This is a genomic window from Amycolatopsis echigonensis, from assembly GCF_014174495.1.
Taxonomy (GTDB): Bacteria; Actinomycetota; Actinomycetes; order Mycobacteriales; family Pseudonocardiaceae; genus Amycolatopsis; species Amycolatopsis echigonensis.
Map to the genome: position 1 here is coordinate 1 of NZ_JACJHR010000064.1, position 15,383 is coordinate 15,383.

The following is a 15,383-nucleotide window of genomic DNA, read 5'->3' on the forward strand; positions in this document are numbered from 1 at the left end:
GTCTTACTAGAACATGTGCCTGAATGAAGGCCACGAAGTAGGACCGCGACGCCTGAAGGCGAGCAAGGACCACCCGCATTGCGGGTGGTCCTTTTGTTTGTGCCCTCCGCGGGGTGGCGATGTCCCCGGCCGGGGTGTAGCTGTAGGTGGGCAGGAACCGGTTGTCGGTCGCGGATTCCGAGCGCGGGTCGCGGTCCTCGGTGACCTTGTCGTTGCGCGGGTCGAGTGGATCGCTGGTGTTGAGGTAGTAGGACCGGTATTGCGTGTAGCAGCCCAGTGCACCATCGCGGCACGTGGTGCGGGACAACACGTTTCCGCGCGCGTCGTTGGCGAAGGTGGTGGTGTGCCCGTTTTCGTCGATGATCCGGTTGACGTAGCCCCCGGTGTCATACCCCCGGACCTGCGTGCCCCCGGTCGGTGTCGTGGTCGAGACCAGACGGCCGCCGGGGGTCGGGTCGTAGGTGTAGGTGGTGACCTTGGTCGCGGGATCGGTGACGCGCACGGCGTAGGCGGCGACCTTGGCCGAGTAGTGGTTGGCGACGCTGGCCGAGTCCAGGACCCGGTGGTAGAAGGCGACTTCGCCGATGGAGCCGGTGAAGCAACCCCACGTGTTGCCCGGACGCGCCGGCCACGCCTGATCGGTGGTCTTGCCCGCGCCGAGGAAGTCGTAGCGGTCGATGTTGTCGATCGGGCCGGTGGCGGTGCCGGCGAGGTTGCCATCCAGGTACAGCGACTGGATGTCCCCGTCACCGGCGAGCGCCACGTGCTGCCAGGCGTTGCCGTTCCAGAAATGCCCGTACAGCTTGCCATCCGTACCGACGTAGAGCACCGGCATCGCCCCGCCACCGGGGTTGGCCGTGCCGGGCAGGTCGTTGCCGGTCGCGTAGAGCACGCCCGCCGTGCTGGTCTTGAACCACATCTCGACCGCGAGCTGGGTACGGCCGCGGGCCTGCCGCTCGGGCAGTTCACAGAGGACGAGCTGCCGTTGAACGTCACCGCCGTGCCACCGCGCAGAGCCGGCGGCGCGGCGAGGGTCACGTTGGCATGAGTCGCCGCCGGCGCTTCGTTGGCGGCCCACAGCGACGCGTCCGGATCCTCCAAACCCCACAGCGCGTGCGGACCGGAGGTGCGGACCACTGCCTGTTCACGCAGCCACACTACTTGCCGGATTCACGGATGTGGCGCACGTCATGCCGCCGGCCCGAACTCGATTCGGTTCAGGCGCCCCGCTCGGACTCCGCCTCCGGCTGCGCCTGAGTGAAGTGCTGCAACGCGAAGAGCCTCGCCGACTCGACGTGCTCCCGCATGAGGCGCTCCGCCCGGCCTGCGTCCTGTTCCCGGAGCGCGTCGAGGATCGCGCGGTGCTGTTCGACCGCCACGGCGGCCCGTTCGGCGGGATAGGAGTAGTTCGACCGGAAGCTGACCGTGAACGCCAGTACCTGCCCCATGATCGTCTGCAGCATCCGGCTGCTCGCCGCGTCGCTGATGAGCGTGTGGAAGGCCAGATCGGCCATCGCGACCTGCGCCGGGCTGCCGGTCGGCGAGATGCGCTCCAGCTTCGCGTGCGCGTCCTCGAGCGCCTCCAGGTCCTCGTTCGTCCTGGCCTGCGCCGCCTCGCTCGCCGCGTACGCCTCCAGCACCTCGCGCAGCGTGTAGATCTGCATGATGTCGCGCGCGGTGATGGTGCGGACGGTCGCGCCGCGGTTGGGCGTCAGCTCGACCAGCCCCTCGCTCTGCAGCGTGAACAGGGCTTCTCGCACCGGTGTCCGGCTCACCCCGAGCTGCTCGGCCAGCAGCCGCTCCCGCACCGGCTCCCCCGGCTTGAGCCGCCCGGAGAAGATCTCGTTCCGCAGGACGCGCGCCACGCCTTCGCTCGTGCGCTGGGACAGGGGCACCACGCCTCGCCCCGGTGACTGCATGGCCGTGCTCCCAACGCTCGCCGCGACCGCGGGATGCGGCGCGGGCCCAAGTGCAGATCATAGCGGCGGGCCCGCGGGAAACGGTCTCGCCGCCGGGGTCAGGCCCGCACCTGCGGTTCCACCACCGGCACCGCCTCCAGGTCGTCCGCGAAGTTCGACACGCCCCACCGCGCCTGGTCGAGCCCCACGAGCTCCTCCTGCTCGCTCGCGCGCAGGCCGCCGAACCGCTCGAACACCAGGCACAGCAGCAGCGCGGGCACCCCGCTCACCAGCATCGTCGCGACGACGCCCGCCAGCTGCCACCACGGGGTGATCTCCCCGGCGCCCACCGCGTGCGGGCCGTCGAGCCCGAGGTAGCCACCGGTGCGCGTGCCCTATTTCAGGAAACCCGTCAGCACGGCGCCGACCGCGCCGGGGCCGAGTGCCAGCGGCACCACCTTCGGGTCGTCAACGCGCGCCTTCCGCAACAGGGTCCCGGTGCCGAGCGCGACCACCGGCCCGAGCGCGCCGACGAGCAGGCACTCCCAGGCGTTCCCGATGTCGAGCAGCGTGCCCGCCATGACGACATCGGCGATCGGGCCGAGCAGCGCCGAGGTCGCGTCCCGGCGCCGGTACGCCAGCAGCAGCCCCGTCACCGCACCGCCGAGCAGCGCGGCGACCAGGTTCACGACGACCAGCCCGATCCCGCTTTCGGTGTAGGAGATCCCGAAGAAACCCGTGCCCGGCACCATGTAGCCGCTGCCGAGCGTCACGAACGGCAGGGCCACCAGTATCAGCAGCACCCCGATGCCCACGAACGCCGCGTTGTGGGACACGGGCTTCGCCCCGCTGTGGTGCGGCAGGAAGGCGCCGAGGCGCGGGCCGGCGCGCCACGCCAGCACGAGCACGAACGTGCCCGCGGTGATGTAGAGGGGAAAGGCGCCGTCGAAGTCGTGCGTTCCGCGCAGCGTCAGCGGCGACAGCGAACCCGAGCACAGGTAACCGACCAGCGGTGAGAGCACCGCGCCGACGACGAAGGACATGACGAAGAGGGGAACCGGTTTGATCCGCTCGACCACGCCGGTGTGGATCAACGCGACGGCCGCCATCGTGAAGGTCACGAAGAACACCAGGAAGATCTGCTGCACGTCGGCCTCGGGCAGGGCGGCCGGGTGATGTACCGCGACGACGTGGTGGTGAAGGCGCAGCCGAGCCACCAGTCCCGCACCGCCTGCCAGAACGGCCCCGGCACCCCGAACGCCTGGTTGAACTGCCACTGTCAGATCGGGTAGCCGATGAGCAGGGTGCCGAGACCGCCGACCATCGCGGCGCCGATCTTCTGCACGGTGGTGTCGAGGACGTTGCGCCGGCGGACGAGCCCGGTGTCGATGAACACCAGTCCCGCCACGACGAGCAGGACGGCGATCGCGCCGACGGTGTAGATGAAGGTCGACAAGATCCAGTCGGTGGAGGCCTGTTCGGGGAACTGTGGCATCACTTCTCTCAGCGGGGACAGAAGGGGCGCTGAGCGCACGAGTGGGTGAGATCCGCGGAGGTGCCGAGAACCGCTCCCGCGGGTGCCGCGGGTGTGCGTGAAGCGAGGATGTATACCGGTATGCAAAGCACGGCAAGCCTTCGTGCGAAGTCTGTGACCTGCTGGTTTTCCGATGTGACAGACAGGTTGCGGATCAGGACGGACGGGTTGCGGCGGGCGCCGGACCCTTCCTCGGACCCGGGTGCGTGACGCAGACCGGGGCGACCGCCGACCGAAGATTCAGCCAGAAAGTACTTGCCAAAATGGTATACATGTATGCCAGACTGCCTTGGCTTTCCAACGAAGGGAGCCGCCGGTGGACACCTCGTCCTCGACCGTGAGCGTCTACGACCAGGCCGGTTTCGGCCGTCCGGTACAGCGGCGCTCGCGGCCTGCCGTGGTCGTGGTCGACTTCTCCTACGGGTTCACCGACCCCGCGTACCCGACGGGCGCGGACATGACCGGACCCGTGCTGGCCACCGCGCGGCTGCTCGACCGGGCCCGCGAACTCGGTCTGCCGGTCGTGTTCACCACTATCGCCTACGACCCCGGCCAGGTCGCCACGCTCGCGTGGCTGCGCAAGGCGACCGGGATGGCCGCGCTGACGCTCGGCAGCAGGCTGGTGGAGATCGACGGCAGGCTCGCGCCGCGGCCGGAGGAGCACCTGGTGGTCAAGACCGGGGCGTCCGCGTTCTTCGGCACGGCACTGGCCGCGTACCTCACGTCGGCCGGGGCGGACACGGTGATCGTCACCGGCGCGACGACCAGCGGCTGCGTCCGGGCCACGGTCGTCGACGCCGTGCAGTACGGCTACCCGGTGCTCGTGCCGCGTGACTGCGTCGCGGACCGGGCGCCGGGCCCGCACGAGGCGAACCTCTTCGACATGGACCAGAAGTACGGCGACGTCGTCGACCTCGACGACGTCCTGAGCTACCTCGGGACCCTTCCCACCACCAGAGCCGAGGCGGAGGCGCACGCATGACCGTGACCGACCCGAATCCCACCACGAAACCGGCACAGGCAGTACCCGGCGAACGCTTCGCCAGCCCCTTCGCTGTCGAGACGCCACCGGGCGCCGAGGGCTGGGAGAGCATGTATCCGTACTACGCGCTGCTGAGCCAGGAGCGCGCGGAGTTCGAGGACGGCAAGTTCTGGTTCTTCGACGGGATGCACAACCCGGAGCCGCTCTACCCGTTCGACACGATCATGACCGAGAACTGGTGGGTCGCGGCGAGCCAGATGTCGACGCGGGTGTGGCCGGTGCCGCCCGCCGGCGGGATCGACCACCGGATCATCAACGGCTACCTCTACATCAGCCCGAACGCGGTGACCGATCCTGACGAGATCGCCCGCCGCGCCGAGGAGTTCGCGGTCCGCGCGGGGCACTACTACGAGAACTGGGACGAGATCTACGAGCAGTGGGTGGCCAAGGCGACCGGCTGCATCGAGCGGCTCAAGGCGATCCGCTTCGCCCCGCTGCCCGAGCGGGAGCCGCTGGAGAGCGTCCTGCGGCACAAGGGCACGTACTCCACGTACGACCTGCTCACGAAGTACGGCGAGCTGATCTCGAACCTGTTCGAGATGGGCTCCTACCACTTCGAGATGCTCAACCTCGGGTACGGCGCGTACCTGACGTTTCAGGAGTTCTGCCAGTCCGCCTTCCCCGGGATCACCGACCAGACGCTCGCGGCCATGGTGTCGGGCATCGACATCATGCTGTTCCGCCCGGACGACGAGGTACGCGGGCTGGCGAAGCTCGTCGTCGAGCTGGAGCTGACCGACATCGTGCTCGGTGGCGAGGACCCGGACGACGTGCTCGCCGCCATCGCCGCACACCCCAACGGTCCACAGTGGATCGAAGCGTTCGAGGCGGCGAAGGACCCGTGGTTCTGGTTCTCCACCGGCGCCGGCTACACCCACAGCGACCGGGCCTGGATCGACGACCTGCGCCTGCCGTTCACCGCGCTGCGCGGGTACGTCAAGAGCCTGCTCGACGGTGCGGACATCCGCCGTCCGCTCGACGAGATCCTCGCCGAGCGCACCCGGATCACCGCGGAGTACCGCAGCTACCTGCCCACCGAGGCCGACCAGGAGGTGTTCGACGGGCTGGTCGAGCTCGCCCGCAAGGTGTTCCCGTTCGTCGAGAACCACAACTTCTACGTCGAGCACTGGCACCACTCGCTGTTCTGGTCGAAGGTGCGTGAGCTCGGTGACGTGTTCGTCGCACACGACTTCCTCGACGACCGCGAGGACATCTTCTACCTGCACCGCAACGAGATCTACTCGGCGCTGTACGACCTGAACGTCGGCTGGGCCACCGGCACGGAGGCCCGCGGCGTCACCTACTGGCGTCCGGAGATCGCGCGCCGCAAGCGGATCCGGGACGTCCTCAAGGCGCACCCGCCCCAGCCCGCGCTCGGCGTACCGCCGGAGTTCATCACCGAACCGCTGACCGTGATGCTCTGGGGCATCACGCAGGAGTCGGTGCAGGAGTGGCTCGGCGCCAAGGGCGAGGAGAGCGGCGAGCTGCGCGGGGTCGCGGCGTCCGCCGGCAAGGCGACGGGCCGCGCGCGGGTGATCGTGGACCCGGAGGACCTGCACCTGGTGCGGGACGGGGAAATCCTCGTCTGCCGCATCACCGCCCCCAGCTGGGCGCCGGTCTTCTCGCGGCTTTCGGCCGCGGTGTCCGATGTCGGCGGGATCATGGCCCACACCGCGATCGTGTGTCGCGAGTACGGCCTGCCCGCGGTCGTCGGCACCGGTTTCGCGACGACGACCATCCGAACCGGACAGCTCATCGAGGTCGACGGCAACACCGGCGTCGTCCGCGTCGTAGAGGAGGCACAGCCGTGACCACCACCGTTTCCCCGTTCGTCCTGTGGCTCGACGACCCCACCGCCGTCGGCAACCGTCTGCTCGGCGGCAAGTTCGGCAGCCTGGCCGAGATGACCGCGGCGCACTTCGAGGTGCCGCCGGGGTTCGGCATCACCACCACCGCCTACCGCCACTTCCTGGAGTCGGCGGGTCTGGCGGAGCGGGCGCGTGAGGTCCGCGCGGAGGCGTCCGGTGCCGAACTGGCGGACGTGCAGCGGATCAGCGCCGAGTTCGCCGCCGCCATCGACGAGGCTGGGCTGCCCGCCGACCTGGAACGCGAGATCCGGGACGCCTACGCGGAGCTGGAACGCCGCGCCGGGCAGGAGGACCTGCCGGTGGCCGTGCGCTCGAGCGGCGAGTCCGAGGACCTCGCGGGCGCCAGCTTCGCCGGGCAGTACGACACCTTCCTCTGGATCCGTGGCGCCGAGGACCTGCTGCGGCACGTCCGCCGCTGCTGGGCCGGGATGTTCGGCGCCGCGGTGCTCACCTACCGGCCGGACGCCGGCTCCGACGTGCTCACCGCCGATCTGGGCATCTGTGTCGGCGTGCAGCAGATGGTGCAGGCGCGTGCGGCCGGGGTGATGTTCACCCTCGACCCGGTGACGGGCGACCGGTCCAAAGTGGTCATCGAGGGCTGCTGGGGCCTCGGTGAAGGCGTCGTGAGCGGCGGGATCACGCCCAGCCGGTACGTCGTGGACAAGGTGACCTTCGAGGTGATCCGCCGCGAGGTGGCCCGGCAGGAGTCGAAGTTCGGGTTCGACCAGGTCGCCGCGGCCGTCGGACTGGTGCCGGTGGAGCCGGACCTGCAGGAGTCGCCGTGCCTCGACGACGACCAGATCCGCGCGCTCGCGGAGCTGGCCAAGCGCATCGAACGGCACCGCGGCGCGCCCCAGGACGTCGAGTGGGCCGTCGGAGAACGGGGTGACGTGCGGGTGTTGCAGGTGCGGCCGGAGACGGTGTGGAGCCGCCGGAAGGCCGAGCAGCTGGTCGGTGAGCGCAAGGCCGCCGTCAACCACGTGCTGGCCCGGTTCGCGGGTGTGGGCGTGGCTCGCGGCAGCCGGGGCGCGGGCGCATGAAGCCCGCCCCGTTCGCGTACCACCGGCCGACGTCCGTGGCGGAGGCCGTCGCCAGGCTCGGCGAGTACGGCGGTGGCGCCCGGGTGCTCGCCGGGGGCCAGAGCCTGGTCCCGATGCTGAACATGCGCCTGTGGCGGCCGGACGCGCTCGTCGACATCAACGACATCGACGATCTCGACGACATCCTCGTGCAGGGCGACCGGACCGTCGTCGGCGCGCTGGTCCGGTACTCCACGGTGGAGCGTTCGCCGCTCGTGGCCGAGCGACTGCCACTGCTCGCCCGTATCGTCCGGCACATCGGCGACCGGCAGGTGCGCAACCGCGGCACCGTCGGCGGCGCCCTCGTGCAGGGCGACCCGACCGGCGAGATGCCGCTGGCGTGCCTTGTGCTCGGCGCGGTGGTCGTCGCCGCCGGGCCCGCCGGCACCCGGCGCGTCCCGCTGACGGAGTTCTACGAAGGCTCCTACGCCACGGTGCTCGACCCCGGCGAACTGGTCGTCTCGGTCGAGTTCCCGGCCCACCCGCGGCACTTCGCGTTCCGCGAGTTCTGCCGCAAGCACAACGACTTCGCGGTCATCAGCGCGGTCGCCACCGGCGACAGGGACGAGGACGGGACCTGGCACGGCGTCCGCCTCGCCCTCGGTGGCGTCGCCGACGGCCCCGTGCTCGCCCCCTCGCCGCCGGACGGCACCCGGCTGACCGACGACGACGTGGCGGCCGCCGCCGAGGCCGCGCTGACCGTCGTCGACCCGCCGGCGGACGTCCGCGCTTCCGCGGAGTACCGCCGTCACCTCGTGCCCGTGTACCTGCACCGGGTGCTGACCGAGCTGCGCGAAGCCCAAGGAGGAGGAACCCATGAAGTTGCGTGAGGAGTTCCAGGTCGGCAGACCGGTGGCCGAGGTCTGGACCTTCTTCGACGAGCCCGCTCGGGTGGCGGGTTGCGTACCGGGGGTCGAGGACCTGACGATGCGCGGTCCGGACGACATCGACGTACGGGTCACCCAGAGCGTCGGCCCGATGACCGCGACGTTCGCCGCCTCGATCACGATCGTCGAGCGGGTGCCGGAGAAGCTGATCGCCTTCACCGCCACCGGCAAGACGGTCCGCGGCGCGATGGGCAACGTCCGGGCGACGGTGAACGTGCAGCTGGAACCGGCGGGCGAGCGCACGACGGTCATCGTCGAAGGCGACGTCGCACTCGCCGGCGCGCTCGGCAGCGTCGGGCAGAAGGTGGTCGCCAAGCAGGCGCGCAAGGTCACCGGCGCGTTCTCGCGCAACCTGGAGACCGCACTGGGCGGCGAAACCGCGGCGGCTCCGGTCACCACCCCAGCGAAGTCCATTGTGGACGCACCGGCCCCCGTGGCCGCGGCCGATCCGTGGGCGAAGGTCGCGGCCGCGCTGAGCGCGGTCTCGGTGGCGGTCAGCCTCGCGACGCTCGCGAGGAGCTTCCAGAGGGCGCGCCGATGACGTCCGTACTGCCCTGGACCGCGCCCGAGGTGGCCGCCGCGAGCGAGACCGAGGCCCTGGCCGCCGAGTGGGTCCGGCCCTACAGCCAGGCCCACCACCTGGCGCGGGCCCGCGACTGGCTCGTCTGGCTGGTGCCGGACGCACCTGCCGAGCTGCGGATCGCCGCGCTCACCCACGACATCGAGCGCATGTTCCCCGGTGGCCCGGTGCTCGACCACGCGGCGACCGACTGGGACAGCCCGTTCTACCTGTACCCGCACATGCTCCGCTCGGCCGAGATCACCGGCTTCTGGCTCGCCGGGCTCGACACCGCTTCCGTCGACGTCGCCGAGGTCCGCAGGCTCGTCGGCCTGCACGAGGTCGGCGGGCTCAACGGTGCCGACGAGGTGCAGGCCGCGGACTCGCTGTCCTACCTGGAAACCCTCGCCGGTCTCACCGCGAGCTGGGTGTCCTCGGGCAGCTGCTCGCGGGACAAGGGGATCGCCAAGCTGACCTACATGGCGGGCCGCGTCCGGGTCCCGGCCGCCCGCGAACCCGTCGCGGCGCTGCTGGAGTGGGCGATCGGGCAGCTGCCGGGGGAGGACCGTTGACCACCGCCATCGCGGGAGAGAGCGTTTTCGCCGAGGCCAACGGCCTGCGCCACCGGGTGCTGCGCTACGGCGAGCCGGGCTCCCCCGACCTGCTCGTCCTGCCCGGGATCACCAGCCCGGCGGTCACCGCGGACTTCCTCGCGGTGCTCTTCGCCGGCTGGGGCTACCGCGTCACGGTCCCGGACATCCGGGGGCGCGGCGAGACCGACCGGGCGCCGGCCGGCCGCTACCGGCTCACCGACTACGCGGCCGACGTCGCCGGGCTCGTCGACGCACTCGGCCTGCACCGGCCGGCCGTCGTCGGCCACTCGATGGGCGCCAGGATCGCGGCCGCCTACGCCGTGCGGCACGCCCCGCAGGACCACGGCCCGCTCGTGCTCGTCGACCCGCCGACGTCGGGCCCCGGCCGGGGGCCGTACCCGACGTCCCGGGAGTCTTTCCTGGAACAGCTGCACGAAGCCCAGCGCGGCACCACCGCCGAGGAGGTCCGCCGCTTCTACCCCCGGTGGCCGGAGCGCGAACTGCGGCTGCGCGCCGAAGTGCTGGCCTCGTGCGACGAGACCGCCGTGCTGGAGACCCACGAGGGTTTCGAGCGCGAGGACTTCTTCGAGTACTGGGCCCGGCTGACCGCACCGGTACTGCTCGTCCGCGGCGGGGACAGCCCCGTCGTCCCGGCCGCGGCCGCCGAGGACCTGCGCTCGGCCCGTCCCGACATCGAAATCCTGAGCGTTCCCGCGGCCGGCCACATGGTCCCGTGGGACAACCTGACCGGCTTCCTCGACACCGTCCGGCCGCACCTGCTCGCGGCACCCCAGCGATAGGAGGACAACCCCCATGGACCAGAACCTGTTCAACGAGATCTGCCTGCGCCAGCTGACCCTGTCCGGCGTACGCGAGGACGAGACCGTCGCCGTGCTCACCCAGGGCGGCGACCGCGCGGAGTACGCCGACGCCTTCCTGTGGGCCGCGCAGCAGCTGGGCGCCAAGACGTTCCACCTGCGCCTGCCCTCGCCGTCGGGTGCCTCCGGCGCGTGGGCGGTCGGCGAGTCCGGGCTGAAGGGCAACCGGCTCGCGGTGGAGGCGCTCAAGAGCGTCGACATGGTGGTCGACTGCACGTTCCTGCTGTTCAGCGAGGAGCAGTTCGAGATCCAGGGCGCCGACACGCGCATCCTCACCACGGTCGAGCCGGTGCCGCTGCTGGCCCGCCTGATGCCGACGAAGGAGCTGCGCGAGCGCGTCGAGATCGCCGCCGAGATCCTCGCCAAGGCCCAGACCATGCGGATCACCAGCCCGCTCGGCACCGACGTCACCTACCGCCTCGGCGTCTACCCGACGCTGTCGGAGTACGGCTACACCGACCAGCCCGGCCGGTGGGACCACTGGCCCGCGGCGTTCGTGTTCACCGGCGGCGCCGACGACGGTGTGGACGGCAAGATCGTCCTGGCTCCCGGCGACGTGCTGCTGCCGTTCAACCAGTACGTGCAGACCCCGGTGGAGCTGACCATCGAGCAGGGCTTCATCCGCGACATCCGCGGGGCCGGCGGCCAGTCGAGCCTCGACGCCGACCTGCTCAACTCCTACATCACGTCCTTCGAGGATCCGCGCGGCTACGGCATGTCGCACGTCGGCTGGGGTCTCGACGAGCGCGCGCACTGGCACGGGCTCACCCAGTTCCCCGGCGGCATGGGGATGGAGCTGCGCAGCTTCTACGGCAACGTGATGTTCTCCATCGGCCCGAACAACGAGCTCGGCGGCCCGAACGACACCGCCTGCCACTTCGACATCCCGATGCGCGGCTGCTCGCTGTACCTCGACGACGAGCTGATCGTCGACGCCGGCGAACTGACCGTCGCGGACATGCGCCCGGCCGACAAACGATGAACGTCGAGATCGAGACCACGGTCAACGGGAAGCTCGTGCACGCGAGCGTCCCGGCCCGGCTGCACGTGGCGGACTTCCTGCGGCAGCACCTCGGCCTCACCGGCACCCACATCGGCTGCGAACAGGGCGCGTGCGGGATGTGCACGGTGATGGTCGACGGCGAGGCGGTCAAGTCGTGCCTCATGCTCGCCTGCCAGCTCGACGGCCGCCACGTGCGGACCGTCGAGTCACTGGCCGAGGACGACCGGCTCAACCCGCTGCAGCAGGCGTTCGAACAGGAGCACGCCCTGCAGTGCGGGTTCTGCTCCCCCGGCTTCCTGATGACCGCCACCGCACTGGCGCACCAGGGGAAGCAGCCGTGCCGGGCCGAGATCCGCGAGGAGATCGCGGGGGTGCTGTGCCGCTGCACCGGTTACGAGAACGTCGTGACGGCCATCGAGCGGTGGTTCGCCGAGCACCCGCAGGGGGCACGGGAGGACGAACGCATCGAAGACGCGAGGACGACATGACGACGCTCGAGAACTCGCCGGAACGCACCGCCGGCACCAGGCCCGCCTTGCTCGGGGTCTCGGTGGCCCGCAAGGAGGACGAACGGCTGCTGCGCGGCGACGGGCAGTTCACCGACGACGTCGACCCGGCCCGGGTGCTGTACATGGCCGTGGCGCGCTGCCCGTTCCCGCACGCCCGGATCGTGCGGGTCGACACCTCCGCCGCCGAACGGCTCGAAGGTGTCGAGCACGTGCTGTCCGGGCCCCGGGTCCGGCGCCTGAGTGAGCCGCTCGGCGTGCTGCGCCCGGTGCCCGGCGCGCCGAAGCTGCCGTACTACGCGCTCGCTCAGGACGTCGCCACGCACGAGGGACAGCCGGTGGTCAGCGTCGTCGCCACCAGCAGGCACCTCGCGGAGGACGCGCTCGAACTGGTCGAGGTCGAGTACGAACCCCTGCCCCACGTCGTCGACGTGCTCGCGGCGCTGGAACCGGACGCGCCCGTGCTGCACCCGTCGGTGCTGGAGTCGAACCTGCTGGCGTCCAATTCGGACGGTCGAGGGGACCCGGCGGCCCGGTTCGCCGAAGCGGACGTGGTCGTGGAGGGCCGGTTCCGGATCGGCAGGGTCACGGCGTTGCCGATGGAGACCCGTGGCGTCGTCGCGCAGTGGCGGCCCGGTGCGCGGGAGCTGACCGTGCACTGCTCGACCCAGGTGCCACACCTGATCCGCAAGCAGCTCGCCGAGTCGTTGCGGTTGCGCGAAAGCGACGTACGGGCGATCGCGTCGGACGTCGGTGGCGGGTTCGGGCTCAAGCTCGGCGTGTTCCCCGAGGACGTGCTGGCGTGTCTGCACGCGATGGCCTTGCACCGCCCGGTCAAGTGGAGCGAGGACCGGGGTGAGCACTTCCGGACCAGCACGCACGCCCGCGAATCGGTGCACGACTACCGGATCGCGGCGGACGCGGACGGGCGCATCCTCGCGATGACGAACGTCTACGCCACCGACATCGGCGGCTGGAACTCGCCGTTCGGGTCCGCGCAACTGTCGAGTGTGGTCTTCAACGGTCCCTACCGGGTCGAGGACGGCTACACCGAGCGCCGGGTCACGCTCACCAACAAGACCCCGGTCGGCGCGTACCGCGGCTACGGTCAGCCGGAGGTCAACTTCGCGTACGAGCGGCTGATGGACCAGCTGGCACGGCGGCTGCGGATGGACCCCGTGGAACTGCGGGCGAAGAACATGCTCAAGCCGGACGATCTGCCGTGGGTGAACCCGACCGGCGCGGTCTACGACAGCGGCGACTACGAGCGCTGCCTGCGGATGGCGGCGGAGCGGATCGGCTGGGCCGAGCACCGGGCGGCCCCGCGGCGGCCACGCGCGGACGGGCGGCTGGTGGGCATCGGCTTCTCCTCGTTCGTCGAGCGCACCGGGTACGCCAGCTCGCGCTTTCTGGCCAAGCGCGGCTCGCAGTTCGGCGCCCACGAGAGCATCACGTTGCGCGCCAACAGATCCGGCGGGATCGACGCCTACACGGGGGTGTCGGCCATCGGCCAGAGCAGCGAGACGGCGTTCGCGCAGGTGGTGGCCGAGGTGTTCGGCACCGACTACGACGCGGTGAAGGTGCACGCCGGCGACACGGCCGCGGCACCGTTGAACACCGGTTCGTTCGCGTCGCGGACGATGATCGCGGCCGCGGGCGCCATCCGCGAGGCCGCGGAACAGCTGGCGGCCAAGACGCTGCGGCTGGCGGCGTTCCGGCTGGAGGTGCAACCCGAGGAGCTGGAGATCGCCGGTCCGGTGGTGCGGCACCGCACCGAGCCGGGCGTGTCGGTCCCGCTCACGGAGGTCTACCGCGCCGCGATCACCGGCCAGGGCGTCCCGCCCGGCGAGGACCCCGGCCTGGAGGCGACCTCGCACTTCGAGCCGTCCGACGCGGCGTACTCGTTCGGCACGGCGGCCGCGCTGGTGTCGGTCGACCCGGAGACCGGCGAGTTCGACGTGGAGCGGTTCGTGCTCGTCCACGACGCGGGCACGGTGGTGAACCCGAAGATCGTCGACGGGCAGGTGCTGGGCGCGCTGGCGCAGGGTTTCGGTGCCGCGCTGACGGAGGAGCTGCGCTACGACCCGGAGACAGGGCAGCTGATCAACGGGTCGATGATGGACTACTTCCCGCCGACGGCCGCGGACCTGCCGCCGATCGAGCTGCTGCACACCGAGGTGCCGTCCCCGGTCACGCCGTTCGGCATCCGCGGCGTGGGAGAGGTCGGCACGATCCCGCCGGGCGCTGCGGTCGCGAACGCGATCTGCGAGGCGCTGGCCGACCACGACGTGGAACTGGACAGCCTGCCGGTGACGCCGGAGAAGGTCTGGCGCGCCCTCGCTTCGGACAAGGGAGTCGAACAGTGGTGAACTCGTCCCGGGTCGGTCTGATCGTGCCGAGCTCGAACACGACGATGGAGACGGAACTGCCGGAGCTGTTCCGGCGCCAGACCGAGGCCACCGGCCACCGGTACACGTTCCACTCGGCACGTGCCGCGATGAAGCACGTCAACCGCGAGGAACTGCTGGCCATGGTCGGCAAGGCCGCGGAGTGCGCGACGGCGGTCTCCGACGCGGACGTGGACGTGATCGCGTACGCGTGCCTGGTGGCGGTGATGGCGCAAGGGCCGGGTGCGCACAAGGACTCGGAGCAGGTCATCGGGAAGGCCGCGGAGCGCAACGGCCATCCCGCCGCGGTGGTCAGCAGCGCGGGCGCGCTCGTCCGGACCCTGCAGGCGATCGGGGCGCGCCGCGTCGCCATCGTCACCCCGTACGTGGCGCCGCTGACGCAGATGGTGCGCGAGTACATCGAGGGCGAGGGTGTGCAGGTGCTCGACGCGGTGTCACTGGAGGTGGCCGACAACCTCGCCGTGGGCCGGCTGGATCCCGGTGAGCTGCCCGCCATCGCCCGGGGCCTGCGGCGGGAGGGCGCGGAGGCCGTGGTGCTGTCGGCCTGCGTCCAGATGCCGTCGCTGGACGCCGTGGAGGTCGTCGAGGAGGAGCTGGGGCTGCCCGTGGTCACCGCCGCGACCGCGACCGCCTACGAGGTGCTGCGGTCACTGGGCCACGAGCCGGCGATCTCCGGCGCGGGACGCCTGCTGCGGGGATGACCGCCGCGGTGTCCGGCATCAGGCAGGTCCGCGGGCGCCGGCCGCCCGCGGACCTGCCTGACCGCCACCCACCTCGACACGACGATCCGGTGTGAACGGGCAGACGTTCTCGGGGCTCCGCGGTTCAGCAGGCGGGCCGACCGGTCGTTCACTGCCGGCCGAGGAGGGAATTGGCCACGTGCTGGAGGTGCTTGCGCATCTCCTCGCCCGCGCCGTCCGGGTCGCGGTCGCACAGCGCCTCGACGATCGCGGTGTGCTCCCGGTGCTAGCAGCGGCGTAGTTCCGGGGTGGAGGTGCGCCGCTTGAGGCTGCCCCACACGGGCAGCGACCGGGCCGTGTTCATGACGTCGAACATGCTCATCAGCAGTCCGTTGTGCGGCGGCCGTGGAGATGGAGCGGTGGAGCCTGGGCACGGGAACGCGCCGGC

The 15,383-nt window shown here is 71.0% G+C and carries 14 protein-coding genes and 2 pseudogenes; 11 read left to right on the forward strand and 5 right to left on the reverse strand.

Annotated elements, in window-relative coordinates; translation table 11 throughout:
- The 4 genes and pseudogenes from H5411_RS33215 to H5411_RS33235 form a co-directional block, all read right to left on the reverse strand.
- Window positions 1–919 (reverse strand): LamG-like jellyroll fold domain-containing protein (locus H5411_RS33215; protein ID WP_183126079.1); only part of this gene is annotated, 919 nt, incomplete at its 3' end.
- Between the two features lie 298 nt (window positions 920–1,217).
- Window positions 1,218–1,919 carry a GntR family transcriptional regulator gene (locus tag H5411_RS33220; RefSeq protein ID WP_183126080.1) on the reverse strand — a complete coding sequence of 234 codons (702 nt, stop codon included), beginning with the start codon at window positions 1,917–1,919 and terminating at the stop codon, window positions 1,218–1,220.
- Window positions 1,920–2,017: 98 nt separating this feature from the next.
- Window positions 2,018–3,175: pseudogene (locus tag H5411_RS33230) on the reverse strand (hypothetical protein).
- Between the two features lie 2 nt (window positions 3,176–3,177).
- Window positions 3,178–3,393: a hypothetical protein gene (locus tag H5411_RS33235; protein ID WP_183126083.1), complete on the reverse strand. Its 216-nt coding sequence runs from the start codon at window positions 3,391–3,393 to the stop codon at window positions 3,178–3,180.
- Between the two features lie 355 nt (window positions 3,394–3,748).
- On the opposite strand from H5411_RS33235, the gene H5411_RS33240 reads away from it, so the two are divergent.
- From H5411_RS33240 to H5411_RS33290, 11 genes are read left to right on the forward strand one after another with little or no spacing between them, the layout of a single operon-like run.
- Window positions 3,749–4,414, forward strand: a complete 666-nt coding sequence (locus H5411_RS33240; RefSeq protein WP_312878665.1) for an isochorismatase family protein — start codon at window positions 3,749–3,751, stop codon at window positions 4,412–4,414.
- Complete coding sequence (locus H5411_RS33245) at window positions 4,411–6,285, forward strand: PEP-utilizing enzyme (protein WP_183126084.1); 1,875 nt, start codon at window positions 4,411–4,413, stop codon at window positions 6,283–6,285. Before H5411_RS33240 ends, H5411_RS33245 begins: the two co-directional genes overlap by 4 nt.
- Window positions 6,282–7,382 carry a PEP/pyruvate-binding domain-containing protein gene (locus tag H5411_RS33250; RefSeq protein ID WP_220817830.1) on the forward strand — a complete coding sequence of 367 codons (1,101 nt, stop codon included), beginning with the start codon at window positions 6,282–6,284 and terminating at the stop codon, window positions 7,380–7,382. Before H5411_RS33245 ends, H5411_RS33250 begins: the two co-directional genes overlap by 4 nt.
- Complete coding sequence (locus tag H5411_RS33255) at window positions 7,379–8,251, forward strand: FAD binding domain-containing protein (RefSeq protein ID WP_183126085.1); 873 nt, start codon at window positions 7,379–7,381, stop codon at window positions 8,249–8,251. The genes H5411_RS33250 and H5411_RS33255 overlap by 4 nt, the downstream gene beginning before the upstream one ends.
- Window positions 8,238–8,849: a CoxG family protein gene (locus tag H5411_RS33260; protein ID WP_183126086.1), complete on the forward strand. Its 612-nt coding sequence runs from the start codon at window positions 8,238–8,240 to the stop codon at window positions 8,847–8,849. Before H5411_RS33255 ends, H5411_RS33260 begins: the two co-directional genes overlap by 14 nt.
- Entirely contained in the window at window positions 8,846–9,439 is a 594-nt protein-coding gene (locus H5411_RS33265) for a hypothetical protein (protein ID WP_183126087.1), read from the forward strand. The genes H5411_RS33260 and H5411_RS33265 overlap by 4 nt, the downstream gene beginning before the upstream one ends.
- A complete protein-coding gene (locus H5411_RS33270; RefSeq protein WP_183126088.1) occupies window positions 9,436–10,260 on the forward strand; it encodes an alpha/beta fold hydrolase in 825 nt (274 codons plus the stop codon). Before H5411_RS33265 ends, H5411_RS33270 begins: the two co-directional genes overlap by 4 nt.
- 13 nt (window positions 10,261–10,273) lie before the next feature.
- On the forward strand, window positions 10,274–11,320 hold the full coding sequence (locus H5411_RS33275) for a M29 family metallopeptidase (protein WP_183126089.1): 1,047 nt from the start codon (window positions 10,274–10,276) through the stop codon (window positions 11,318–11,320).
- Complete coding sequence (locus H5411_RS33280; protein ID WP_183126090.1) at window positions 11,317–11,829, forward strand: (2Fe-2S)-binding protein; 513 nt, start codon at window positions 11,317–11,319, stop codon at window positions 11,827–11,829. The genes H5411_RS33275 and H5411_RS33280 overlap by 4 nt, the downstream gene beginning before the upstream one ends.
- On the forward strand, window positions 11,826–14,216 hold the full coding sequence (locus H5411_RS33285) for a xanthine dehydrogenase family protein molybdopterin-binding subunit (RefSeq protein ID WP_183126091.1): 2,391 nt from the start codon (window positions 11,826–11,828) through the stop codon (window positions 14,214–14,216). The genes H5411_RS33280 and H5411_RS33285 overlap by 4 nt, the downstream gene beginning before the upstream one ends.
- Window positions 14,213–14,956, forward strand: a complete 744-nt coding sequence (locus H5411_RS33290) for a maleate cis-trans isomerase family protein (protein ID WP_460431768.1) — start codon at window positions 14,213–14,215, stop codon at window positions 14,954–14,956. Before H5411_RS33285 ends, H5411_RS33290 begins: the two co-directional genes overlap by 4 nt.
- Before the next feature lie 148 nt (window positions 14,957–15,104).
- On the opposite strand, the pseudogene H5411_RS49405 reads toward H5411_RS33290, so the two are convergent.
- Window positions 15,105–15,206: pseudogene (locus tag H5411_RS49405) on the reverse strand (hypothetical protein); the annotation flags it as partial.
- Window positions 15,207–15,383 lie beyond the last annotated feature (177 nt).

Bases quoted from the DNA above. Each gene is read 5' to 3' on its own strand.
- H5411_RS33220 (WP_183126080.1), bottom strand. From the start codon at position 1,919: ATGCAGTCACCGGGGCGAGGCGTGGTGCCCCTGTCCCAGCGCACGAGC.
- H5411_RS33235 (WP_183126083.1), bottom strand. From the start codon at position 3,393: ATGCCACAGTTCCCCGAACAGGCCTCCACCGACTGGATCTTGTCGACC.
- H5411_RS33245 (WP_183126084.1), top strand. From the start codon at position 4,411: ATGACCGTGACCGACCCGAATCCCACCACGAAACCGGCACAGGCAGTA.
- H5411_RS33255 (WP_183126085.1), top strand. From the start codon at position 7,379: ATGAAGCCCGCCCCGTTCGCGTACCACCGGCCGACGTCCGTGGCGGAG.
- H5411_RS33260 (WP_183126086.1), top strand. From the start codon at position 8,238: ATGAAGTTGCGTGAGGAGTTCCAGGTCGGCAGACCGGTGGCCGAGGTC.
- H5411_RS33265 (WP_183126087.1), top strand. From the start codon at position 8,846: ATGACGTCCGTACTGCCCTGGACCGCGCCCGAGGTGGCCGCCGCGAGC.
- H5411_RS33275 (WP_183126089.1), top strand. From the start codon at position 10,274: ATGGACCAGAACCTGTTCAACGAGATCTGCCTGCGCCAGCTGACCCTG.
- H5411_RS33280 (WP_183126090.1), top strand. From the start codon at position 11,317: ATGAACGTCGAGATCGAGACCACGGTCAACGGGAAGCTCGTGCACGCG.
- H5411_RS33285 (WP_183126091.1), top strand. From the start codon at position 11,826: ATGACGACGCTCGAGAACTCGCCGGAACGCACCGCCGGCACCAGGCCC.